Genomic DNA, 22,851 nt, shown 5'->3' with positions numbered 1-22,851 from the left:
TTACTCATTAAGGTTACCCATAAAAAATATCAGGAATCAGCATACTGCGACTGGAATAACATTGTCATCTGCTGCGCCAAACCACTACACTGAGTGGTAGCTTCACGCATCCGTAACTTTCTTTATGATAACAGATACAGGGACTTACTATGCTTTGGTCATTTATTGCTGTCTGTTTCTCCGCATGGCTTTATGTCGATGCATCCTATCGCGGGCCGGCCTGGCGACGCTGGGTATTTAAACCTGTCACCCTGATTCTGTTGCTGTTGCTGGCCTGGCAGGCGCCGATGTTCAATGCCATCAGCTACCTGGTGCTGGCTGGCCTGTGCGCCTCGCTGCTCGGCGACGCCCTCACCCTGCTGCCGCGCCAGCGGGTGATGTACGCGGTGGGCGCCTTCTTCCTGTCGCATCTGCTGTATACCATCTGGTTTGCCAGCCAGCTGACGCTGTCGTTCTTCTGGCCGCTGCCGCTGGTGCTGCTGGTATTCGGCGCCCTGCTGATGGCGGTGATCTGGAGCCGCCTGGAAGAGATGAAAATGCCGGTGCTGACCTTTATCGGCATGACGCTGGTGATGGTCTGGCTGGCCGGTGAGCTATGGTTTGCCCGCCCTACCAACACCGCGCTGTCCGGTTTCGCCGGCGCCGCTCTGCTGCTGCTAAGCAATGCCGTGTTGCTGGTAAGTCACTATCGTCGCCGTTTCCGCGCCGATAACGCCATTGCCGCCGCGTTTTACTTTGCCGGCCACTTCCTCATCGTGCGCGCGCTGTACCTGTAATTTAGTCCTTGACTCTGGAGTCGACTCCAGAGTGTATCCTACGGCTAATGAGAAAATTATCATTTACCGGAGGGTGCCATGTCGACTCCAGACGCGCAGGATAAAAAAGTCCCACAATTCTCGTCATTCACCATGCGGCCAGCGCCCGCCCCGGCGGAGAGCTGCTGCACAGACCACGCCTGCGCCGTAGAGAGCGCACCAGCCGCCGAAGCGCTTAGCGACGCCCGCTACAGCTGGCAGGTTGCCGGCATGGACTGCGCCGCCTGCGCCCGCAAGGTGGAAACGGCGGTTCGTCAGGTGCCCGGCGTCAGTCAGGTTCAGGTGCTGTTCGCCACGGAAAAATTATTGGTTAACGCTGAAGGCGACGTTCGCGCCCAGGTTGAGCAGGCGGTACATCAGGCAGGCTATACGCTGCGCGATGCCGATGCCCCCGCGTCAGAGAAAACGCAGGGCTCGCGGCTGCGCGACAATTTACCGTTGCTGACGCTGGTCATTATGATGGCCCTGAGCTGGGGGCTGGAGCAGGCCAACCACCCCGCCGGTCAGTTAGCCTTTGTTGCCACCACCCTGGTCGGCCTGTGGCCGGTTGCCCGCCAGGCGCTGCGCCTGATCAAAAGCGGGAGCTGGTTCGCCATTGAAACGCTGATGAGCGTCGCCGCCATCGGGGCGCTGTTTATCGGCGCCACCGCGGAAGCGGCGATGGTCCTGCTGCTGTTCCTGATCGGCGAGCGTCTCGAAGGCTGGGCCGCCAGCCGTGCGCGGCAAGGGGTGAGCGCGCTGATGGCGCTGAAGCCCGACACCGCCATCCGTCTGCGCAACGGCGTGCGGGAAACCGTCGCCCAGCGCGATCTGCGCCCCGGAGATGTGATTGAAGTGGCTGCCGGCGGGCGTCTGCCGGCGGATGGACAACTGCTGTCGCCGTTTGCCAGCTTTGATGAAAGCGCCCTGACCGGCGAGTCGGTGCCGGTGGAGCGCCAGGCCGGAGAACGGGTAGCGGCGGGCGCCACCAGCGTCGACCGCCTGGTGCAGCTGACCGTGATCTCCGAACCGGGCGATAGCGCCATCGACCGCATCCTGAAGCTGATTGAAGAGGCGGAGGAACGTCGGGCGCCGATCGAGCGTTTTATCGACCGCTTCAGCCGGATCTACACTCCGGCCATTATGGTGGTGGCCCTGTTGGTGGCCATTGTCCCACCGCTGTTCTTCGCCAGCGCCTGGCTGCCATGGATCTATAAAGGCTTAACGCTGCTGTTGATCGGCTGCCCGTGCGCGCTGGTCATCTCCACCCCGGCGGCCATCACCTCCGGCCTGGCGGTCGCCGCCCGACGCGGGGCGCTGATCAAAGGCGGCGCGGCGCTGGAACAGCTGGGCCAGGTGCGCCAGGTAGCGTTCGATAAAACCGGCACCCTGACCGTCGGGCAGCCGCAGGTGACCTCGGTCATCGCCACGGCTGAGAATGACGACAACGCGCTGCTGGCGCTGGCGGCGGCGGTGGAGCAAGGCTCCAGCCATCCGTTGGCGCAGGCCATCGTCCGCGAAGCGCAGCGGCGCCAGCTGAGCATTCCGCTGGCCAGCGGCCAGCGGGCGCTGGCAGGTTCCGGTATCGAAGCCGAGGTCAACGGCAGCCGGATTTTAATCTGCGCGGCCAGCAAAGCCGCCCCGGCAGAGTATGAGGCGCAGATCCAGCAGCTGGAGAGCGCCGGGCAAACGGTGGTGCTGGTCATGCGCGGCGAGACGCTTCTCGGCATCCTGGCGCTGCGCGACACCCTGCGCGACGACGCACGTCAGGCAGTGGATGCCTTACACCAGTTGGGGGTGCAGGGGGTGATCCTCACCGGGGATAACCCGCGCGCCGCGGCGGCCATCGCCAGCGAACTGGGGCTGGAATTCCGCGCCGGCCTGCTGCCGGCGGACAAAGTCGAAGCGGTGATGGCGTTGAATGCCGATGCGCCGCTGGCGATGGTCGGGGACGGTATCAACGACGCCCCGGCGATGAAAGCGGCGACCATCGGCATCGCCATGGGCAGCGGTACCGACGTGGCGCTGGAAACTGCCGACGCCGCGCTGACCCACAACCGTCTGACCGGCCTGGCGCAGATGATTTCCCTGGCGCGGGCGACTCACGCCAATATCCGCCAGAACATCGCGATAGCCTTAGGGCTGAAGGGGATTTTCCTTGTCACCACCCTGCTCGGCCTGACCGGTCTGTGGCTGGCGGTGCTGGCGGATACCGGCGCCACCGTGCTGGTAACGGCTAACGCGCTGCGGTTATTGCGTAAGAAGTTGTAGCATAGATACCGGCTTCCCTGCTCGCGCTACGCTTAGCAGGGCTACGGTTCCGGACCGTCGGGTAGCCCGGATAAGGCGCTACCCGCCGCCATCCGGGAGAGGCTCAGTGGCTTTTGCGGATCAGGTAGCGGTACGGCAGGGCTTCGGTTTCCTGGGCCACCAGCTCATGATCCATAAAGCGGCAGAATCCCGGGATATCGCGGGTGGTGGCCGGATCGTCAGCAATAATCAGCAGCGTCTCGCCCACCGGCATCGTCCGCACGGTTTTACGCACCATCATGACCGGCTCCGGGCAGCGGAGTCCCAGGGCATCCAGAGTGTGGTCAGGAGTGGAGAAAAGTTCGCTCATTTTAGTCTCACGTCAACAAAACGGCCCTAGTTTACCCCCTGCTCGCCAGTACGCAAGCCAGGTTAACGTTTGCGCGAAAAACAACCATTGCATTACGCCGGCAACGCAGTATCATGCAGCCGTTTTTAATTGGGTTCCCTCACCCCAACGTTCCGCTGCCGATTGCTCATTTACCTGAAGCATGACGGGCATAAAAAGGTCACAATATGAATCCGTTTACTACCGTACAGCGCAAAAAAGCGCTCGTCTGGCTTTCGCTATTTCATCTGCTGGTGATTACCTCCAGCAACTATCTGGTTCAGCTGCCGATCTCCATCTTTGGTTTCCATACCACCTGGGGCGCGTTCAGTTTTCCGTTTATCTTCCTCGCCACCGATCTGACGGTGCGAATTTTTGGCGCACCGCTGGCGCGACGTATTATTTTTGCGGTGATGGTCCCGGCGCTGGTCATCTCCTACGCCATCTCCGCCCTGTTTTACATGGGCGAGTGGCAGGGCTTCGCCGCGCTGGGCACCTTTAATCTCTTCGTCGCGCGCATCGCCATCGCCAGCTTTATGGCCTATGCGCTGGGGCAGATCCTTGACGTCCACGTCTTCAACCGCCTGCGGCAGAGCCGTCACTGGTGGCTGGCCCCCACCGCCTCGACGCTGTTCGGCAACATCAGCGATACCGTAGCGTTCTTCTTCATCGCCTTCTGGCGCAGCCCGGATCCGTTTATGGCCGCTCACTGGGGGGAAATCGCCCTCGTCGACTACAGCTTTAAAGTGCTTATCAGCATCATTTTCTTCCTGCCGATGTACGGCGTGCTGTTAAATATGCTGTTGAAAAGGCTGGCGGATAAATCTGATTTGTCGGCATTGCAGCCGAGTTAAAGGTACTCGCGGGCTGATGTGTTAAGATAGCCGGATGAGCCATTAGTGGCCGTTTATCGAAAGGAAGATGTCAATGCGCAATTTGGTTAAATATGTCGGTATTGGCCTGCTGGTGATGGGGCTTGCCGCCTGCGATAACAGCGATTCAAAAGCGCCAACCGTTGGGGCAGCAGCGGAGAGCAACACCAGCGGCCAGGCGATCAGCCTGCTGGATGGCAAACTGAGCTTCACCCTGCCTGCGGGCATGGCCGACCAGAGCGGCAAACTGGGTACTCAGGCGAACAATATGCACGTCTATTCTGACGCCACCGGCCAGAAAGCAGTCATCGTCATCGTCGGCGACAGCACCAATGAAGACCTGGCGGTGCTGGCGAAACGCCTGGAAGATCAGCAGCGTAGCCGCGACCCGCAGCTGCAGGTGGTGAGCAATAAGTCGCTGGAGATCAAAGGTCATACCCTGCAGCAGCTGGACAGCATCATCTCCGCCAAGGGGCAGACCGCGTGGTCTTCCGTACTGCTCGGCAAAGTGGATGACAAACTGCTGACCCTGCAGGTCACCCTGCCGGCGGACAACCAGCAGCAGGCGCAGACCGAAGCGGAAAGCATCATCAGCACCCTCACCATCCAGTAATTACTGGCCTGGTGCGACGGCCTCCGGTTCGCTGACCGGGGGCCGTTTTTTTAACCGCCAGCCCAGCAGCAGCGCCGCCATCACCAGACCTGCCGCCGCCAGATATATCACCGGGATCCCGGTCCACGCCATCAGCAAGCCGGCCAGCGGCCCGGTGACGCCTAACGACAAATCCATAAACACGGTATAGGTGGCCAGCGCCGACCCCTGGTTGTGCTGCGGCACCGCTTTCACCGCCACCACGCCCAGCGCCGGAAATACCAGCGAGAACCCGGCCCCGGTAAGCAAGGTGCCGATTTTCGCCAGCAGCGGTGTATCAGCAAAGCCGACCAGCAGCAGGCCGATGATCTCCACGCTAAAGCAGAGCATCGCCACGTTCAGCCCGCCGAGACGGTTAATGGCGTTAGGAAACAGCAGCCGCGCACCAACGAACGCGCAGCTGAACAGCGTCAGGGCGAAGGCCGCCCCGTCCCAGCCTTTGGCCTCATAAAATAGCGTGATAAAGGTGGCGATCACCCCGAAACCGGCGGAGGCCAGGGCCAGCGCCATGCCGTAAGGCCACACCCGCCCGAGCACCGCGCGAAACGACATCGCTTTGCCTTTCGCCGCCTTCACCGCTGCGCGGGGCAGCGCACAGAGGATAGCCGCCAGCGCAACCGCCATAATGACCCCGGCCAGGCCGCTGAGGCCAATGTACGAATAGCACAGCACGCCGAGCGGGGCGCCCATCGCCATCGCCCCGTAGGTCACAATGCCGTTCCACGAGATCACCCGCCCGATATGCAGCGACCCAACAACGCCGACGCCCCACAGCGTCGAGCCGGTGCCGGCAAAGCTCTGGCCGATGCCGAGAATGACCCGCCCGAGGCATAGCAGCAGCAGGCTAACCAGCGGCCAGCCGCTGCTCCAGGCGGCCAGCAGATAGCTCAGGCCGCTTAAAAAGCAGCCGCAGAGGCCGAAGACGACAATCTTTTTGGGCCCCAGCAGGTCAGCGTAGCGCCCGGCGTGCGGGCGGCTGAGCAGCGTGGCGAAATATTGCAGACTAATCACCAGGCCGGCCCAGAAAGCGCTAAAGCCCATTACATCATGCACATAGCCGGGAAGCACCGCCAGCGGCAAGCCGATGGTGAGATAGCTGGCAAAGTTAAAAATGACGACGGAGACAATCCGCAGATTGAGGCGCAGTCCAGTGAGCGCCGGTTCGGCGACGGGTTCGGGCATCAGGTTCCACCAGATTTCGACAACCAGCTTTCACTATTACCACGCTGGCGGCGGAAAAGCAGCTCGCCTTTCGGAATATTGGCAGTCGGCGAACCGCTACACTTATCAGGCGCGACTCACAAAAGGAATACCTATGTCCCCTCCGCAGGCTGATAAAGCCGGGCTCCATATTTTACTTAAGCTGGCGGCGCTGGTGATTATCCTCGCCGGGATCCACGCCGCCGCCGATATTCTGGTGCAGCTGCTGCTGGCGCTGTTTTTCGCTATCGTCCTCAACCCGCTGGTCACCTGGTGCATTCGCCGCGGGGTGCGGCGCCCGTTCGCCATTACCCTGGTGGTGACGGCAATGCTGGTGATGCTCACCGCGCTGCTTGGCGTGCTGGCGGCGTCGCTCAATGACTTTGTCGCCATGCTGCCCGATTTCAACCGCGCCCTGACGCGTAAGATCGTCCAGCTCCAGGAGTATCTCCCCTTTCTCAACCTGCATATCAATCCGGAGCGCATGCTGCGGCGTATGGATTCAGAACGGCTGATGACCTGGGCCACGACGCTGATGACCCAGCTTTCCGGGGCGATGGCCAGCATTGTGCTGCTGGTGATGACGGTGATCTTTATGCTGTTTGAGGTTCGCCACCTGCCCTACAAACTGCGTTTTGCCCTCAATAACCCTCGCCTGCATATCGCCGGGCTGCACCGGGCGCTGAAAGGCGTTACCCACTATCTGGCTTTGAAAACGCTAATCAGCCTGTGGACCGGGCTGATTGTCTGGCTGGGGCTGCTGGCGATGGGGGTGCAGTTCGCGCTGATGTGGGGGGTGCTGGCGTTCCTGCTGAACTATGTGCCGAATATCGGCTCCGCCATCTCCGCTATCCCACCCATGCTGCAGGCGCTGCTGTTCAGCGGCATCTATGAGTGCCTGCTGGTCGGGGCGCTGTTTCTGGTGGTGCATATGGTGCTGGGCAACATGGTGGAGCCGCGCATGATGGGCCACCGGCTGGGGATGTCGACCCTGGTGGTGTTCCTGTCGCTGCTGGTCTGGGGCTGGCTGCTGGGGCCGGTGGGAATGCTGCTCTCGGTGCCGTTAACCAGCGTCTGTAAAATCTGGATGGAGACCACCGTCGGGGGCAGCAAGCTGGCAATCCTGCTCGGCCCGGGGCGTCCCAAAAGCCGGCTCCCCGGCTAGCGGCGTTTCACCGGCCAGAAGATGGTCAATACGCCGGCGACGATAATCGTCACGCCCAGCAGCGATTGCCAGTAGAACGGCTCATGCCAGCCGGGCAGCCAGATGGCGGCAGCCCACACCAGGATATAGCTCAGGCTCAACAGCGCATACGCTTTTGATAACGGCAGACGGTGGAGGGCAAAGTACCAGCAGACCATTGACAACAGGTAGCCCAGCAGGCCGAAAAACAGGCCGAAGGTACCAGGCTCAAAATGCAGCAGATGCTGGAGAAAGGCCAGAATATCGGTCAGCGGCGGCAAGGCCACCATGGCGCTGCGCAGCAGCAGCTGCGCGGCGCTGACAAGGCCGACGCTGAATAATGCCCAGAGAAAACCCATCAAACGCTGGTCCCCAGAATGACAATGCCCACGACGATCAACCCGACGCCAAACCAGTGGCGGCGAGCGACCGGCTCATGCCAGATGCCCCAGCCCGCGAGGGTGACCCAGACGAAGTTCAGGCTCAGCATCGGATAGGCGATGCTCACCGGAATAGACTGCAGGACGCTCAGCCACAGCAGCATGCCGCAGCCGAGGCATAGCAGCGCCATCCCCAGCCAGAAGAGTATATGGCGACTCCGCCGTCCGCGACGGGACGGGCGGGTCGCCTGTTTCTGGCACAGCTGTCCGGCGCAGCTCAGCAGGCTGGCGAAAACCAGACAGATCCAGACGCTCATTGCGGCAGGTACTGAAGGAAGACCACCCGACCCAGCTCGTAGGCGTTATCGGGTTTCGGTAACGGTAAGTCGACCATACTCTCTCCTTTATCCATCAACAGCACCAGCGAGACCGGCCCCTGCTGACGATGCGTGGCCAGCCAGTCGGCAAACCCGGCCTGGCTGACAAAGCTTCCCTGAGCGTCCGGCCAGTCGAGACCGTACTTCAGCTCACCCTGTTTGTCGAACATAATAATATCGCTTCGCTTCAGCTCCCAGGCCAGGCCGCCGGCGATCCCGACGTTGTTAGTCAGGACGTAACGGCTGGGCTGCAGGGATTCGCTGACGATGTCCACGAGGAACTGCGGCTGTTTGCTGTCGATAACCCGGTCAGGAATGGCGAAGCCCACCAGCAGCGCCAGGCCAAGCGGGCAAAGCGCCGCCAGGCTCCAACGGCGGCCAGCGTCTTTCATCGCCAGCCAGCCCATCAGCGCCCAGACGGCGAAGGCGATGGCCGCCAGCAGACATTTATACAGCTCAATCTTGGTCCACACCGGCTTGTGCATCACGCCCCAGGGCGAAACTACCAGCACGGCGATCAGCCCCAGCAGGCCGACGCCCAGGTTGATCATCCCGTTGATGCGCAGCGCTTTCGCGCCGGTCTTCGCCGCCTCCAGCGCGTAGCGGGCCATCAGGATCGACAGCGGCGCAAAGCACGGCAGGATATAGGTCGGCAGTTTGCCTTTAGCGATACTGAAGAACAGGAACGGCATCGCCACCCAACCGAGCAGATACAGCGCGCCGCGGGCCTCATCGCGCTCACGCCAGCCGCGCTTCAGCGCCCCTGGCAGCAGTGCCAGCCACGGCAAGCTGCCGGCGATCAGGAACGGGATGTAGTACCAGAATGGCGCTTTATGCTGGGCGTCTTTTTCGGCGAAACGCTGAATATGCTCGACCCAGAAGAAATAGCGCCAGAAGTCCGGCTCGCGCTGGGCGATAGCCAGCCCCCAGGGCAGCACCACCAGCGTACAGACGACCACCGCCAGCCAACCGTAGGTCAGCACTTCACGCCAGCGTTTACGGGCGATCACCCATGGCAGAACGCCCACCACCGGCACCGCCAGCGCAAGGAAACCTTTGGTCATCACCCCCATACCGCAGGCGACGCCCAACAGCACGTAACCCAGTATTTTGCCGCCGCGGCTCTGCGCCTGCGTCGCGCCCCAGAAGCTGCACATCGCCAGCGCCAGCCACAGGGTGATCATCGGATCAAGCACCGCATAGGTACCAATCGCATACACCAGCATTGCGGTGAGAAAAATCACTGGCGACAGGACGGCTACCCGCTTATCGCGAAAGATGCGCCACGCCAGCCAGGCCACCAGCACGGCGGTCATGGTGATGGCGAAGACCGACCCGAAGCGTACGCCGAAATTATTATGGCCAAACAGCCACTGGCCGACACTGTTGATCCAGTAACCGGCAATCGGCTTTTCGAAGTAGCGCAGCCCGAGAAAATGCGGTACCACCCAGTCGCCGGTGGCCAGCATTTCACGACTGATTTCCGCATAGCGTGTTTCATCGGGTTGCCAGAGCAAACGGAAATTGAGCGGCAGCAGGTAATACAGCGCAAACAGCGCAATCAGAGAGACGCCATAGCGAATGCTTTTCATCAAACACCCGAAGTCAGTAGTTGTTCACGTCCGAGCCAGCCTTCCCGGCCAGCCAGTTCACCTCGAACCACTTTGCCGGACGGCAGCTCGCTAAAGTTAGCGGGCAGCAGCTGGCTCAGTGGGCAAAACTGAATTTCTTCTTCCGCCGCCATGGTCAGCAGTTCATCGAACTGATCGGCGTAGGCAATACCTTCCACTTCGGCGTGAATGGTATAGACCGGCACGCCCGGGTCGCGATGGATGCAATCCAGCAGGTAGCGGTTAAAGCCGGCGATATCCACCGCCGTGCCCACCGCCTCGTCCCAGGTCGGCAGCGTGACCGGGATCTGCACCGTACCGGAGACGCCGCTGCCGAGCTGGGGCAGAAACGGCCGCGTGCCGCGACAGTCACTGTTATAAAGGAAATCAAAGGATTCTTTGGCTTTCACCACCCGCTGATCGGCGCGCCAGCCGGCAACGGCCGAACAGGTGACCGGCCGGCCGATGATGCGTTCGAGCTCCAGCAGGCCACGCTCGACCTCCAGCGTCAGCCGTTCCTGCGGCCAGACGCCGCTCCACGCCTGCCAGCTGTAGTGATCCCAGGCGTGCAGGCCCACTTCATGAGACTCGGCGGTCGCGCGGATCACCGCCTCGTTCCCCGCGCCGATGCGGCGTCCCGGCCACGCGGTGCCGGCCAGCAGAATATCCCAGCCGTACAGCGAAGCCGCTCTGGAACGCAGCATCTTCCACAGAAACTTCGGTTTTACCAGGCGCCACAGGTGGCGCCCCATATTGTCCGGCCCGACGCTGAAGAAGAAGCTTGCCTGGATCCCGTGCTGACCCAGCAGGTCCAGCAGCCGCGGAACACCGTCCCGCGTCCCGCGAAAAGTATCGACATCTATGCGTAAGCCGACCTGTTTCATGGATGTTTAGCGTCCACCAGTTCTACCGTGCGCAGGAAGAAGTCCAGCGTATGCTCAACGGTCTCTTCCATCTCCACCTTCGGCTCCCAGTTCAGGCAGCGTTTGGCGTTGCGGATGCTCGGTTTGCGATGCTCAACGTCCTGATAGCCCTTGCCGTAGTAGTCGCTGCTTTCCACTTCGCGGAAGCCGGCAAACGGCGGGAAGCGATCGCGCAGCGGATGGCGTTCGAAGCAGGCCAGCAGCATCTCCGCCAGCTCTTTGATGCTCGCTTCGTTATCCGGGTTACCGATGTTGATGATCTGCCCGTCGCAGCGGCCGTCTTTGTTCTCGATGATGCGGAACAGCGCTTCGATACCATCGCTGATGTCGGTGAAGCAGCGCTTCTGCTTACCGCCTTCGATGAGCTTGATCGGCGAGCCTTCCACCAGGTTGAGGATCAGCTGGGTGATGGCGCGGGAGCTGCCGATACGCGCGGCGTTGAGGTTATCCAGACGCGGTCCCATCCAGTTGAACGGACGGAACAGGGTGAACTTCAGGCCATTCTTATCGCCGTAGGCCCAGATCACGCGGTCCAGCAGCTGCTTGGAGACCGAGTAGATCCAGCGCTGTTTGTTGATCGGCCCGACCACCAGGTTAGAAGTATCTTCGTCGAAGTTTTTGTCGGTGCACATGCCGTACACTTCAGAGGTCGACGGGAAGATGATGCGCTTATTGTATTTCACGCAATCGCGGATGATCTTCAGGTTCTCTTCGAAATCCAGCTCGAACACGCGCAGCGGGTTGCGGGTGTACTCGATAGGGGTGGCGATAGCTACCAGCGGCAGCACCACGTCGCATTTCTTAATGTGATATTCGATCCACTCGGAGTGAATGCTGATATCGCCTTCCACGAAGTGAAAACGCGGGCAGTCGAGGAAACGGCTGATGGCGTCGGAGCCGATATCCAGGCCGTAAATCTCATAGTTATCGTCCTGCAGCAGGCGTTCGGTCAGATGGTTACCGATAAAGCCATTGACGCCGAGGATCAGCACCCGGGTACGACGCTTAACCGCCACCACCGGTTTGCTGCTGATCACCGCCCCGGACACCAGGCCCAGCGCCTGCGCCAGCTGGGCGCCCTGCATGTACACGCCGCGTTCGGTCTGGCCGGTGACAATCTCCAGCGCCCCTTCCTGGCACGCCACGATCAGCGGTGCAACGGAGATAACGGTGCCCGGTTTGGCTGCAGGTAGATCACTGCGTACACGGGATTTCCAGACAATAAATTTGTTCGCGCCAGCGTAGCCGAAGGCCCCCGGCCACGGATCGGAGACCGCGCGCACCAGATTGTGCAGCGTCTGCGCCGGCAGCTCCCAGTCGAGGCGGCCATCTTCCGGGGTACGCCGTCCCACATAGGTCGCCTGGCTGTGATCCTGTGGGCGCTCTGCAGTTTTTCCTGCAAGGATCGCCGGCAACGCCTGGCTCAGCAGCTCAGTGGCGGCAGCGCACAGCTTGCGGTGCAGCGTCAGGGCGGCGTCATCCGGGCCAATCGCCACGGTTTGCTGAGCGACGATATCGCCGGCATCCGCGCGGTTCACCATCCGGTGCAGCGTCACGCCGGTTTCGCTTTCGCCATTGACCAGTACCCAGTTCAGCGGCGCGCGGCCGCGATATTTCGGCAGCAGCGAACCGTGTAGGTTAAACGCCCCTTTCGGCGCAAGACTGAGGATCTCATCGCCCAGCAGGTTGCGGTAGTAGAAGGAGAACAGCACGTCCGGCTTCATCTCGCGGATACGCTCAATCCACAGCGGATGGTTCACGTCTTCCGGCGCCCACACCGGAATGCCCTGCTCGGCGGCAAGGCGCGCCACGGAGCCAAAGAAATGGTTTTCGCCAGGGTTATCCGGGTGGGTGAAAATAGCAGCGATATCATATCCAGCGTCCAGCAGAGCCTGGATACCGGTGCAGCCCATATCGTGATAAGCGAAGACTACGGCTTTCATGAACGATCTTCCTCTTTAGATGCCGTTTCCGGCTGGCGAACAACACGTTGAATAAAGTAGCGGGGACGCGCGCGCACGTCGTTATAGATGCGTCCGATATACTCCCCGAGCAGGCCCATCCCGATAAACTGAGCGCCGATGAACATAAACAGCACGGCGAAGAGCATAAACACCCCTTCCGCCGCCCACTGAGGGCCAAAGGCCAGACGCAGCACCACCAGCATCAGGCCAAAGGCGAAGCCCAGCAGGGCTATCACGCTGCCGAAAATGCTGAGCAGACGCAGCGGCGTGGTGGTCAGACAGGTCACCAGGTCGTACATCAGGTTGATCAGGCGCATAAAGCTGTATTTGGAGTCGCCGAATTCGCGCTCGGCGTGCATCACCGGGATCTCCACCGCGCGCCGGGCGAAGGTATTCGCCAGGATCGGGATAAAGGTGCTGCGCTCATGGCAGTTGAGCATGGCGTCGATGATATGGCGGCGGTAAGCGCGCAGCATGCAGCCGTAGTCGCCCATCGCTTTGCCGGTGGTGCGCTGGATCAGGCGGTTGATCATCTTCGACGCGGTTTTGCGGAAGATGCTGTCCTGACGGTTCTGGCGAACGGTGCCCACCACGTCGTAGCCTTCATCCGCCTTCGCCACCAGCCGCGGGATCTCTTCCGGCGGGTTTTGCAGGTCGGCGTCAAGCGTAATGATTAAATCGCCGGTTACATGGCTGAAACCGGCCATGATCGCCGAGTGCTGGCCGTAGTTACGGTTTAACAGCACGGCGACGACGTGACTGCCTTCCGCCTCGGCGGCTTCGGTGAGCATGCGCGCGGAATCGTCGCTGCTGCCATCGTCGATCAGCAGAATTTCATATTGCCGCCCCAGCGTGGCGCAGGCGGTATCCGTACGACGAAGCAGCTCCGGCAGGCTATCCTGTTCGTTATAAACCGGAATAACCACCGAGACCTTCTTCACGGGAGGGTAAGTAAGCATATCAACGTCCTGACAGCTGGCGCAGTGCGGAAATGACGCGAGTAACATCGTCATCGGTCATGTCCGGGAACAACGGGAGAGAACAGATGCGGGCGCTGTTCCATTCGGTATTCGGCAGGGAAACCTCCGGGAAGCGCTCGCGGTAATATTTTTGCGTATGGGCCGCACGGAAGTGCAGACCGGTGCCGATACCCATCGCCTTTAGCTTTTCCATCAGTGCGTCGCGGCTGATGCCGCAGGCAGCCTCATCGACGCGGATGATAAACAGATGCCAGGCGTGCTGGTGATCCCAGGCCGGGACGCTCAGCGGCATAAACGGCGTGTCCGCCAGCTCGCGCAGATAGCGCTGGGCAATTTCCGCCCGCCGCTGGTTGGCATGAGGCAGTTTTTCCAGCTGGACCAGCGCCAGCGCGGCGTTGATGTCGGCAAGGTTGTATTTAAAGCCCGGAGCGATCACCTCCGCCTGCGGCGCGCGGCCGTGGGTCTGGCGGTCATAGGCGTCCACGCCGAGGCCATGGAATTTCAGGCTACGGATGCGGGAGGCCAGCTCGTCGTCGTCGGTGACAATCAGGCCGCCTTCAGCGCAGGTCATGTTTTTGATCGCGTGGAACGAGAAAATCGCGGTCCCCTGCCAGCCTACGTGGCGGCCCTTATAGTGGGTCCCCGCCGCATGGGCGGCGTCTTCGATCACCGGAATGCCATGGCGCTCGCCCACCGCGCGAATGGCGTCGATATCGGCTGGCGCCCCCGCGTAGTGCACAGGAATAATCGCTTTGGTACGCGAGGTGATCGCCGCTGCCACCGCCTCAGGGGTGATCATCAGATTGTCGTTATCGACATCGATCATCACCGGCGTGGCGCCCAGCAGGCAGATCATATTGAGAGTGGAGACCCAGGTCTGGGACGGCGTAATGACTTCATCGCCAGGGCCAATACCCAGCGCCATCAGGGTCACATGCATCCCGCCGGTCGCTGAACTGACGGCAATCGCGTGGCGATTGCCGGTCAGCTGGCAAAATGCCGCTTCAAGTGCCTGATTCTTCGGTCCGGTGGTGATCCAGCCCGACGTTAAAACTTCACGCAGGGCTGCCAGTTCTGCGTCGCCCATCGACGGGCGCGAAAAAGGCAAAAAATCGCTCATCATCATCCTGTTCTGTAGATGACCCACGCACAAACCTGGGTCGTTAGAATAAAATATCCTGCGCCTGCGGACTTAAACGAAATTAAAATGAAGTGAGTTCAGCGCGGCATTCCATTTCAGGGTATTTCGACCACTATTAATGTAGTTGACCTTGCTTAGGATAATATTAAGAAATTAATCTTTTCTCAGCATAGCCAAATAAATCATTAAGAAACAGAATGATAGGTTTTATTTATGGCAGAATTTTGACAAAAAAGCGTTCCTGTCTGGAAAAGCAAACAGGAACGCTATCGCGGAAAGTAAACGGGGGTTAAACCAGATAACAATTAATGACGCTGTCTTTGTCACGCTTGATGACAAAAAGTTAGCGCAGATCACACATTTATTTCTGCTTAATTACAAATTTGCAGGAAAATCAGCTGGCAATTCACTTGCCGGGCAATTAATAACCTCGTCATTATCCGCGCCACAGTCGCGAATGAAGGTGATAGTAGCAAACTCGTCAATCACTTCCGTCGGGTAGGCCGGGCCGGCATCGCGGTACGAATTCATCAGAGGAATGTGATCGTTCTGGAAGCAGACGGTTTTTTCCGGGTTATTCATGATCCAGCGCGGGAAGAAAATGGTGCCGTGGAACAGTTTATCGCCCAGGTTGACGATCAGGCTGACGTCGGTACCGGTCGGTTCGGTCCATGAGATTTTGTAGATACTTTCCCCACCCGCACGATGTACGCTTCCTGATCTTTCACCCAGCGATTGCCGACGATGCCGCTGTGAATACGGTAGTCGAGGGTGTGGCCGTTTTTGACGTAAATTTCGTAGTTCCAGCCGTTGTCGTAGGTGTAGACCAGATGTTTACCGATAAAGCCGCTGAGGTCATGTTTGTCGAAAGTGCTCATCATTTATTCTCCTCTGTGTTGTTGAGGACAGCATACGTCTTTAAAAATTGAATGAATAACGCTATGTTTGGATTAAATACATCCAAATTTTAGATTGATTATGCACAAGACAACCCTGGAGCAGTGGGCGTTACTCGAAAAGGTAGTGGAATTGGGGAGCTTTGCCAGAGCGGCGGAGGAGACCAATCGCAGCCAGTCTTCGGTGAGCTATAACCTCGCGCTGCTGCAGGAGCGTTTAGGGGTAGCGCTACTGGCGCCGTCCGGGCGGCGAGCGGTGCTGACCCCGGCCGGCGAACTGCTGCTGAATCAGGTCAAACCGCTGCTACAGGCCTTCGCCTACGTTGAGACGCATGCCGCCACTCTGCGCAACGGGGCGCGCACCCGTCTGGATCTGGTGGTCGACAGCATTTTCCCGCGCCAACGGCTGTTCGCCATTTTGCGCCAGTTTCAGCAGCGTTATCCGCAGACGCAGGTCAGACTCACCGAAGTGCTGGAAAATATGGATGACGAGGGCGCGGCGCGAACGGAAGCCGATGTCATGGTTCTGACCCGCCGCCAGGATATTACCGGCCGCGGAGAGTGGCTGATGAATATTGATTTTATCGCCGTCGCCCACCGCGACCATCCTCTCGCCGCCCTCGACGGTCCGCTGGAGGATAGCGCGCTGGCGCCATGGCCGCTGGTGCGCATTGCCGACCAGACCAGCGATGGCCAGGCGACGCGTGACGCCTGGACTTTCTCCACCATTGACGCCGCCATTGATGCGGTGATGTATCAGGTCGGCTTCGGCTGGCTGCCGGAAGAGCGCATTCGTTCCCATCTCGATCAGGGCGTGCTGAAGCGGCTGCCCCTCAGCCATGGCGCGCGCCGCGCGACGCCGCTGCATCTGATCGTCAAGCGGGATCTGGCGCCGATCGACGAACAGGTGGCCACGCTGCTGGGGTTGTTCCGGGCGCCCTGAGGGGTAAAGCGGCGCCTGCCCCTGCGCATAATCATACGGATTACTTATACTTTTCGGCGCAATATTGATCCAGGTTACTCCGAAAGTATGATGAATCACTAAAATCGTCATACTTTCCTGTCGTTGAGATTGCCGTCTTGTCTATTTTCCGCCTCACTCTGCTGGCGCTGATCGCCTGCGTCCCTCTGCTGGCTCAGGCCGCGCAGCACTCGCTCACCACCGCCTGGCCGGTGAACGTCGGCCCGCTGAATCCGCATCTTTATACCCCCAACCAGATGTTTGCCCAAAGCATGGTCTATGAGCCGCTGGTGAAGTATCAGGCTGACGGCAGCGTGCAGCCCTGGCTGGCGACCCGCTGGCGTCACTCCGCCGATGGTAAAACCTGGTGGTTCACCCTGCGCGAGGATGTGACCTTCTCCAACGGCGAACCCTTTAACGCCCAGGCCGCAGCGGCGAATTTCCAGGCAGTGCTCGCCAACCGTCAACGCCACGCCTGGCTTGAGCTCGCCAATCAGATAACCGACGTGCGGGCGCTCAGCGCCAGCGAGCTGCAGATCACCCTGAAAAGCGCCTACGCCCCCTTGCTACAAGAGCTGGCCCTGCCCCGCCCGTTCCGCTTTATCGCCCCCTCGCAGTTTATCGATGGCGGCACCGCCAACGGCATCAAAGCCCCGATCGGCACCGGGCCGTGGCGACTGGCGAGCTCGCAGCTCAATCAGCGCGACGTGCTGGTACGCAACGAACAGTACTGGGGTAATAAACCCGCGCTACAGCAAATCACCATCAAAGTGATCCCTGACGCCACCAGCCGCGCGGTGGCGTTCGAAACCGGGGAAATTGACATGCTCTACGGCGACGAAGGGCTGCTACCGCTGGATACTTTCGAACGCTTTCGTCATCACCCCGGCTACGTGGCTCGACTCTCCGCCCCGACGGAGACGGTGATGCTGGCGCTGAACGCCAGCCAGGGCCCGACCCGCGAGCAGGCGGTTCGCGAGGCGCTCAACTACGCCGTCGACAAGCAGACCCTCGTCGATAGCGTGCTCTACGGCACCCAGCAGGTTGCCGATACCCTGTTTGCGCCCTCGGTCCCCTACGCCCCGCAGGATCTGACGCCACGCCGTTACGATCCGGCAAAAGCCCGCGCCCTGCTGGCGCAGGCCGGCTGGCAGCAGCCGGAAGGCCAGCCCTGGCGACAAAAAGCCGGGCAACCGCTGGCGATTGAGCTGGCGTTTATCGGCACCGATGCGCTGGCTAAATCGATGGCCGAAATTATTCAGGCCAATCTGCGGGAGGTCGGCGTCCGCGTCACCCTGGTGGGCGAGGAGGAAAGCAGCATCTATGCGCGCCAGCGCGAAGGCCGGTTCGGCATGATCTTCAATCGCACCTGGGGCGCCCCCTACGATCCGCATGCCTTTTTAAGCTCGATGCGCGTGCCCTCGCACGCCGATTATCAGGCCCAGCGCGGCCTGCCCGACAAAGCGCTGATTGATAAAGAGATTAGCGAGGTGCTGACCACCAGCGACGAGGCGCAGCGGAAACGGCTGTACCACGATGTGCTGACCCGTCTGCATCAGGACGCGGTGTACCTACCCATCAGCTATGTCTCGCTGATGTCAGTTGCGCGCCAGGAGGTCGGCGAGATCCCGTTCGCGCCGGTGACCACCGAGATCCCGTTCGACCAGATTAAACCGGTAACACCATAATGCTACGCTATATTTTACGCCGCCTGCTGCTGCTGATCCCGCTGTTGCTCGCCGCCTCCGCCATCATCTTTCTGCTGCTGCGGCTCGGCACCGGCGACCCGGCGCTGGATTATCTGCGCCTGTCGAACTTGCCGCCCACGGAAGAGATGGTCGCCTCGACCCGCGAACTGCTGGGGCTCAACCAGCCGCTGGCGATGCAGTATCTGCACTGGCTGTGGCGGGCGCTGCACCTGGACTTCGGCCTCTCCTATGCCACCCGGCGGCCGGTGCTGGACGACCTGCTGCACTTCCTGCCGGCCACCCTGCTGCTCACCGGCGCGGCGCTGGCGCTGATCCTCGTCACATCGCTGCCGCTGGGGATCTGGGCGGCGCGCCATCGCGATCGCCTGCCGGATTTTGCTGTACGGCTGATTGCCTTCCTCGGCGTGTCGATGCCGAACTTCTGGCTAGCCTTTCTGCTGGTGATGCTCTTTTCCGTGCATCTGCAGTGGTTCCCGGCGATGGGATACGGCGACTGGCAGCACCTGATATTGCCCGCCGTCTCCATCGCCTTTATGTCGCTGGCGATTAACGCCCGGCTGCTGCGCGCCAGCATGCTGGAGGTCTCCGGCCAGCGTCACGTGGTATGGGCGCGGCTGCGCGGGTTGAGCACGCGCCAGGTGGAGCGGCGGCATATCCTGCGCAACGCCACACTGCCGGTGGTGACCGCCATGGGCATGCACATTGGTGAGCTGATCGGCGGCACGATGATTATCGAAAATATCTTTGCCTGGCCGGGGGTTGGCCGCTACGCGGTTTCCGCGATCTTCAATCGCGATTATCCGGTGATTCAGTGCTTTACCCTGATGATGGTCACGGTGTTCGTACTGGCTAACCTGGCGGTGGATGTGCTTAACGCGGCGCTCGACCCGCGCCTGCGCCGCCATGAGGAGGTGAGCGTATGAGATGGCTGCGAAACTTCCGCTGGCCGGTGAAACTGGCCCTGCTGGTTATCGCGCTGCTGGCGGTCATCGCCCTCGGCAGTGGCTGGTGGCTGCCCTGGGATCCGGCGGCGATTAACCTGCAGCAGCGGCTGCTGCCGCCAGGGGGGGCACACTGGCTGGGAACCGATCATCTTGGACGGGATATTTTCTCGCGCCTGCTGGCCGCCACCCGCGTCTCGCTGGGGGCGGTAATGGCCTGCCTGCTGCTGGTGCTGCTGATCGGTCTGGCGGTTGGCGGCAGCGCCGGGCTGCTGGGCGGCCGCGCCGACCGCGGCCTGATGCGCCTCGCCGAACTGTTTATGACCTTTCCGACCTCGATCCTGTCGTTCTTTATGGTGGGGGTGTTGGGTACCGGGCTGACCAACGTGATCCTCGCCATTGCGCTGTCGCACTGGGCCTGGTACGCCAGAATGGTGCGTAATCTGGTGGTCTCCCTGCGCCAGCGCGAATTTATCCTCGCCGCCCGCCTGAGCGGCGCCAGCCAGTGGCGGCTGTTCAGCGACCATCTGGCAGGGGCGGTGATCCCCTCGCTGCTGGTGCTCGCCTCGCTGGATATCGGTCATATGATGCTTCACGTGGCCGGCATGTCGTTCCTTGGCCTCGGCGTCAGCGCGCCGACGGCGGAATGGGGGGTGATGATCAACGACGCCCGGCAGTATATCTGGACCCAGCCGCTGCAGATGGTCTGGCCGGGGCTGGCGCTGTTCATCAGCGTGATGGCCTTTAACCTGCTGGGCGACGCGCTGCGCGATCGCCTCGATCCTCACCTGATCGCGGAGCATAGCCACTGATGCCGCAGAAAATCCAACTGCAACAGATCGCCCTTGCCGCCGACCGCCCGCTGGTCAGCGACGTCTCGCTTACCCTGCGCCGCGGCCAGGTACTGGCGCTGCTCGGCAGCAGCGGCAGCGGGAAATCGCTCACCTGCGCCGCCGCGCTGGGCCTGCTGCCGCCCGGCGTCAACCAGACCGCCGGCCGGGTGTTGCTTGACGGCATGCCGGTGCACGGCGAACAGCTGCGCGGCGCGACTATCGCCACTATCATGCAGAACCCACGCAGCGCCTTTAATCCGCTGCATACCATGGCCGCCCACGCCCGGGAAACCTGCCGGGCGGCGGGCCGCGAAGCAAGTGACGCCACCCTGCTGGCGGCAATGGAAGAGGTGGGTCTGGATAATCCGCGGGCGCTGCTGAAACGCTACCCCTTTGAGATGAGCGGCGGCATGCTGCAACGGATGATGGTCGCCCTCGCCCTGCTCAGCCGCGCGCCCTTTATCATCGCCGACGAACCGACCACCGACCTCGATGCCATCGCCCAGGCGCGGATCCTCGATCTGCTGGCGGATATCGTCGCCAGCCGCGGTCTGGGGCTACTTCTGGTGACCCATGACATGGGCGTTGTGGCGCGGCTGGCGGATTACGTAGCGGTCATGGAGAACGGTCGCCTCGTTGAACAGTGCGATGTAAATACGCTGTTCAGCGCCCCACAGCACCCGCTGAGCCAACGCCTGTTGGCGGCGCATCTGGCGCTGTACGGACTGGAGAAAACAGCATGAATTTACTCAGCGTCACCGGGGTGAGCCACGATTACCCGCACCACGGCAGGGTCCTGCACGAGATCCAACTCGCCATCGCCCCCGGCGAAACGGTGGCCCTGCTCGGGCGCAGCGGCTGCGGCAAGAGCACCCTGGCGCGGATGCTGGTGGGCCTGGAAACGCCGCAGCACGGCGATATTGTCTGGCGCGGCACACCGCTGACCGCCCTGAAGGGCGAGGCCGTCGGCGCCTTCCGCCGCGATATTCAGCTGGTGTTTCAGGACGCCTTCAGCGCGGTGAATCCGCGCAAAACGGTGCGCGAGATCGTCAGCGAGCCGCTGCGCCATCTGTTGCGCTTGTCGCGCGAGGAACGCGCGCGCCAGGTGGAAGAGATGCTGCAGGCGGTCGACCTTTCCACGACGCTGCTCGATAAACGCCCGGCGCAGCTCAGCGGCGGACAGCTGCAGCGCGTCTGCCTGGCTCGCGCCCTCGCGGTACGGCCGCAGCTGTTGATTCTGGATGAAGCGGTCTCGAATCTCGATCTGCTGCTGCAGGCGGAGATTATCGCCCTGCTGAAACGCCTGCAGGCCCAGTTTGGCACCGCCTGCCTGTTCATCACTCACGACCTGCGGCTGGTGGAGCGCTTTTGCCAGCGGGTGCTGGTGATGGAGCACGGACGCATCGTCGAAACCGCAACGGTCAGTCTACCGCTGCGCCTGCGCTCCCCTGCCGGACAGGCGCTCCAGCAGGCGGTGCTGCCACCTTTTCCTGCCACTCTGCTTAACGAGGCCATGCCATGCAGCGCGTAACCCTGACCCTTGATGATGACCTGCTGGCCGCTCTCGATGCGCTCAGCGCCCGCCGCGGCTACCACAATCGTTCGGAGGCGGTACGCGATATGCTGCGCGACGCCCTCAACCAGGATCCCGCGCCGTCGGAGCCGCGGCGCGGTTATGCCGTCCTGTCATATGTCTACGAGCATGAAAAACGCGAACTGGCGAGCCGGCTGGTGGCCACCCAGCATCATCATCACGATCTCTCCGTCGCCACGCTGCATGTGCATATCAGTCATGACGACTGCCTGGAGATTGCGGTGCTGAAGGGAGACATGGCCGAGATACAGCATTTTGCCGACGACGTGATTGCCCAGCGCGGCGTGCGCCATGGGCATTTGCGGTGTTTAGCGGATGATTAGCTATTTGAAAATTCTTGGGTGGTTTATCAACCGTTGATAAACCACATAAATTATACGCTTTGCGAATTATCCCTCGTCGCCAATAATGGAGCCTCATTTAACGATCTCGTTATGGCGAGGCTCCTGCATAAATACAAGTTACCGCCCTGTTGGTATCGAGAGAGACCACTCAGGGAAATACAGGCTTCCATCGAATCAAGGTGTTGCCAAGGTAACTTCTGTCGGTCATGACCGTTCAGATACGTTATGCAGTGCTAAAACCAGGACGTAGGGATCTGCCTGCGCTAACCCTGTCTTGTTCGCCCCTATGAGTGATTTTTTATAGGGATTTTAATCATGTCTTCCATTCAACTCTGCGCCGCCCATCAGGCGACCTCTGGCTTCAACGGCGATGCCATCGCCCAGTACATGCGTACCGACTTTATTACGCTGCAGGAACATCTCAGCGTCCATGAGGCGCGGGAGCACTTTATCTCGCAGCTCACCAGCGATGATATTCCCGGCCAGGTGTTTGTTGTCGCTGGTAAAAAGCTGCGCGGCAGCCTGTCGGTCAAAAAGCTACTGCAGGAAGGGGATGTCGGGCAGTCTATCCGCTACCTGATGGACAGCTGCCTGTTCCGCGTCAAACCTGACGATGAACGCCCGCAGGTCATTGCCGAGCTCAACGAGCGCGGCCTCGAGCTGGTTCCCGTCGTCGATAAAGGCGAGCTGGTCGGCTGCCTGATGGAAAAGGAGATCGCCCATCTGCTGGAGGATGACGTCACCGAGGACGCTCAGCTGCAGGGGGCGACACTGCCGCTGGAAAAACCGTATCTGGACATCAGCCCCTGGACGCCCTTCTAAGAGTCAAGCTGTTATCGGGATACTGTTGATCCGCCTG

21 protein-coding genes, 2 pseudogenes and 1 riboswitch are annotated in these 22,851 nt (G+C 60.9%); of the genes and pseudogenes, 13 read left to right on the top strand and 10 right to left on the bottom strand.

The genetic code is table 11. The features are described from left to right. Positions 1-149 precede the first annotated feature (149 nt). Both ABLU50_RS09350 and zntA read left to right on the top strand, forming a co-directional pair. A complete protein-coding gene (locus ABLU50_RS09350) occupies positions 150-776 on the top strand; it encodes a lysoplasmalogenase (RefSeq protein ID WP_087832458.1) in 627 nt (208 codons plus the stop codon). A gap of 78 nt (positions 777-854) precedes the next feature. Further along, positions 855-3,065 carry a Zn(II)/Cd(II)/Pb(II) translocating P-type ATPase ZntA gene (zntA, locus tag ABLU50_RS09345; RefSeq protein ID WP_087832457.1) on the top strand — a complete coding sequence of 737 codons (2,211 nt, stop codon included), beginning with the start codon at positions 855-857 and terminating at the stop codon, positions 3,063-3,065. A 103-nt stretch (positions 3,066-3,168) separates the two neighbouring features. Here zntA and tusA read toward each other — a convergent pair whose 3' ends face one another. Then, positions 3,169-3,414, bottom strand: coding sequence for a sulfurtransferase TusA (gene tusA / locus ABLU50_RS09340; protein WP_087832456.1), 246 nt, complete (start codon positions 3,412-3,414; stop codon positions 3,169-3,171). A gap of 206 nt (positions 3,415-3,620) precedes the next feature. Here tusA and ABLU50_RS09335 point away from each other — a divergent pair, with 206 nt between their 5' ends. Beyond that, a complete protein-coding gene (locus ABLU50_RS09335) occupies positions 3,621-4,286 on the top strand; it encodes a 7-cyano-7-deazaguanine/7-aminomethyl-7-deazaguanine transporter (RefSeq protein ID WP_004202088.1) in 666 nt (221 codons plus the stop codon). A gap of 73 nt (positions 4,287-4,359) precedes the next feature. Then, positions 4,360-4,917 carry a DcrB family lipoprotein gene (locus tag ABLU50_RS09330; RefSeq protein WP_023291237.1) on the top strand — a complete coding sequence of 186 codons (558 nt, stop codon included), beginning with the start codon at positions 4,360-4,362 and terminating at the stop codon, positions 4,915-4,917. Here ABLU50_RS09330 and ABLU50_RS09325 read toward each other — a convergent pair whose 3' ends face one another. Then, a complete protein-coding gene (locus ABLU50_RS09325) occupies positions 4,918-6,138 on the bottom strand; it encodes an MFS transporter (RefSeq protein ID WP_065903823.1) in 1,221 nt (406 codons plus the stop codon). It lies immediately after the preceding gene. Positions 6,139-6,271: 133 nt separating this feature from the next. Here ABLU50_RS09325 and ABLU50_RS09320 point away from each other — a divergent pair, with 133 nt between their 5' ends. Then, entirely contained in the window at positions 6,272-7,321 is a 1,050-nt protein-coding gene (locus ABLU50_RS09320; RefSeq protein ID WP_017899986.1) for an AI-2E family transporter, read from the top strand. Here the strand turns inward: ABLU50_RS09320 and arnF are convergent. The 8 genes and pseudogenes from arnF to ABLU50_RS09280 all read right to left on the bottom strand — a co-directional run bounded on the left by arnF (position 7,318) and on the right by ABLU50_RS09280 (position 15,595). Further along, positions 7,318-7,698: a 4-amino-4-deoxy-L-arabinose-phosphoundecaprenol flippase subunit ArnF gene (arnF, locus tag ABLU50_RS09315; RefSeq protein ID WP_087832455.1), complete on the bottom strand. Its 381-nt coding sequence runs from the start codon at positions 7,696-7,698 to the stop codon at positions 7,318-7,320. The two genes, ABLU50_RS09320 and arnF, sit on opposite strands and share 4 nt — an antisense overlap. After that, positions 7,698-8,036 (bottom strand): 4-amino-4-deoxy-L-arabinose-phosphoundecaprenol flippase subunit ArnE, encoded by a 339-nt coding sequence (arnE, locus tag ABLU50_RS09310; protein WP_004202083.1) that lies wholly within the window; start codon positions 8,034-8,036, stop codon positions 7,698-7,700. Before arnE ends, arnF begins: the two co-directional genes overlap by 1 nt. After that, positions 8,033-9,688, bottom strand: a complete 1,656-nt coding sequence (arnT, locus tag ABLU50_RS09305; RefSeq protein WP_087832454.1) for a lipid IV(A) 4-amino-4-deoxy-L-arabinosyltransferase — start codon at positions 9,686-9,688, stop codon at positions 8,033-8,035. The genes arnE and arnT overlap by 4 nt, the downstream gene beginning before the upstream one ends. Continuing rightward, on the bottom strand, positions 9,688-10,590 hold the full coding sequence (gene arnD, locus ABLU50_RS09300; protein WP_087832453.1) for a 4-deoxy-4-formamido-L-arabinose-phosphoundecaprenol deformylase: 903 nt from the start codon (positions 10,588-10,590) through the stop codon (positions 9,688-9,690). Before arnD ends, arnT begins: the two co-directional genes overlap by 1 nt. Continuing rightward, a complete protein-coding gene (gene arnA / locus ABLU50_RS09295; RefSeq protein WP_049116345.1) occupies positions 10,587-12,572 on the bottom strand; it encodes a bifunctional UDP-4-amino-4-deoxy-L-arabinose formyltransferase/UDP-glucuronic acid oxidase ArnA in 1,986 nt (661 codons plus the stop codon). Before arnA ends, arnD begins: the two co-directional genes overlap by 4 nt. Then, positions 12,569-13,552: an undecaprenyl-phosphate 4-deoxy-4-formamido-L-arabinose transferase gene (gene arnC, locus ABLU50_RS09290; protein WP_048295687.1), complete on the bottom strand. Its 984-nt coding sequence runs from the start codon at positions 13,550-13,552 to the stop codon at positions 12,569-12,571. Before arnC ends, arnA begins: the two co-directional genes overlap by 4 nt. A 1-nt stretch (position 13,553) precedes the next feature. Further along, the gene (arnB, locus tag ABLU50_RS09285; protein WP_049004432.1) at positions 13,554-14,693 is read right to left on the bottom strand and encodes a UDP-4-amino-4-deoxy-L-arabinose aminotransferase; all 1,140 of its coding nucleotides are present in this window, start codon (positions 14,691-14,693) and stop codon (positions 13,554-13,556) included. A gap of 396 nt (positions 14,694-15,089) precedes the next feature. After that, positions 15,090-15,595, bottom strand: a pseudogene (locus ABLU50_RS09280) (phenolic acid decarboxylase). Between the two features lie 97 nt (positions 15,596-15,692). Here ABLU50_RS09280 and ABLU50_RS09275 point away from each other — a divergent pair. The 8 genes and pseudogenes from ABLU50_RS09275 to ABLU50_RS09240 all read left to right on the top strand — a co-directional run. After that, positions 15,693-16,553 (top strand): LysR family transcriptional regulator, encoded by an 861-nt coding sequence (locus tag ABLU50_RS09275; RefSeq protein ID WP_060656612.1) that lies wholly within the window; start codon positions 15,693-15,695, stop codon positions 16,551-16,553. Positions 16,554-16,690: 137 nt separating this feature from the next. After that, positions 16,691-18,259: a nickel ABC transporter substrate-binding protein gene (gene nikA / locus ABLU50_RS09270; protein WP_049004431.1), complete on the top strand. Its 1,569-nt coding sequence runs from the start codon at positions 16,691-16,693 to the stop codon at positions 18,257-18,259. Continuing rightward, complete coding sequence (nikB, locus tag ABLU50_RS09265) at positions 18,259-19,203, top strand: nickel ABC transporter permease subunit NikB (RefSeq protein WP_087832452.1); 945 nt, start codon at positions 18,259-18,261, stop codon at positions 19,201-19,203. The genes nikA and nikB overlap by 1 nt, the downstream gene beginning before the upstream one ends. Further along, on the top strand, positions 19,200-20,033 hold the full coding sequence (nikC, locus tag ABLU50_RS09260) for a nickel ABC transporter permease subunit NikC (RefSeq protein WP_004202068.1): 834 nt from the start codon (positions 19,200-19,202) through the stop codon (positions 20,031-20,033). The genes nikB and nikC overlap by 4 nt, the downstream gene beginning before the upstream one ends. Continuing rightward, complete coding sequence (nikD, locus tag ABLU50_RS09255) at positions 20,033-20,797, top strand: nickel import ATP-binding protein NikD (protein ID WP_087832451.1); 765 nt, start codon at positions 20,033-20,035, stop codon at positions 20,795-20,797. The genes nikC and nikD overlap by 1 nt, the downstream gene beginning before the upstream one ends. Beyond that, complete coding sequence (nikE, locus tag ABLU50_RS09250) at positions 20,794-21,585, top strand: nickel import ATP-binding protein NikE (protein ID WP_069603508.1); 792 nt, start codon at positions 20,794-20,796, stop codon at positions 21,583-21,585. The genes nikD and nikE overlap by 4 nt, the downstream gene beginning before the upstream one ends. Next, positions 21,573-21,971 carry a nickel-responsive transcriptional regulator NikR gene (gene nikR, locus ABLU50_RS09245; protein ID WP_023319283.1) on the top strand — a complete coding sequence of 133 codons (399 nt, stop codon included), beginning with the start codon at positions 21,573-21,575 and terminating at the stop codon, positions 21,969-21,971. The genes nikE and nikR overlap by 13 nt, the downstream gene beginning before the upstream one ends. A gap of 98 nt (positions 21,972-22,069) precedes the next feature. Then, a riboswitch (M-box (ykoK) riboswitch) is annotated at positions 22,070-22,251 on the top strand. 56 nt (positions 22,252-22,307) lie between these two features. Then, positions 22,308-22,805: pseudogene (locus tag ABLU50_RS09240) on the top strand (CBS domain-containing protein); the annotation flags it as partial. Between the last annotated feature and the right edge of the window lie 46 nt (positions 22,806-22,851).

It is taken from the genome of Klebsiella sp. GG_Kp173 (genome assembly GCF_040062415.1).
Classification (GTDB): Bacteria; Pseudomonadota; Gammaproteobacteria; order Enterobacterales; family Enterobacteriaceae; genus Klebsiella; species Klebsiella quasipneumoniae.
This window is presented reverse-complemented; position numbering and strand designations above follow the sequence as displayed.